Below are 510 nucleotides of genomic sequence, written 5' to 3' on the forward strand. Positions count from 1 at the left end.
GTTGTGTAATTAATGTACATGTGTTTGTGTGTGTGTGGCAGCGGCGCTGCGTATGTGTGTGTACATGTTCTGTTTGTGTGTGTTTGTGGTCTGTATGTGGAGTGCGAGAGCTTAGTAACCAGCCAACTCGGCGAAGGTGGAATCCATCTCATCAGCCAAGCTCTTGTATCTATCCTTGTTGATGCCGAGCTCGTCTTCGAGCCTGTCGACCTCCTTCTGCAGTTTCTTGACTGTCTTCTCGGCGTACTCGGCACGGGCCTCGGCCTCCTTCAGCTGGCCGGTCAGGGTCTTCAGCTGCTTCTTGAACTCTTCGACGCGCTGGTTAGCTTTCTCTTCGGATACTTCGAGAGATTTAAGGGAGTTACCGACGACCTTTAATTCTTCTTCAAGCTCTGAGATCTTAGCGTCACCAGACTAGAGAACGGCGAGAAGGGCGACGGCGAGACGACGGCCCCGCCTGAGGGCGACGACCAGGGCCAGCTCTCGACCGGCGCCAAGGCGTTCCGTTAC

1 protein-coding gene is annotated in these 510 nt (G+C 54.5%); it reads right to left on the reverse strand.

The window, feature by feature from the left end; genetic code table 11:
- Positions 1 to 111 precede the first annotated feature (111 nt).
- Entirely contained in the window at positions 112 to 399 is a 288-nt protein-coding gene (locus tag F0U44_RS24100; RefSeq protein ID WP_497707148.1) for a tropomyosin, read from the reverse strand.
- Between the last annotated feature and the right edge of the window lie 111 nt (positions 400 to 510).

This window comes from Nocardioides humilatus (genome assembly GCF_008373755.1).
GTDB lineage: Bacteria > Actinomycetota > Actinomycetes > Propionibacteriales > Nocardioidaceae > Nocardioides > Nocardioides humilatus.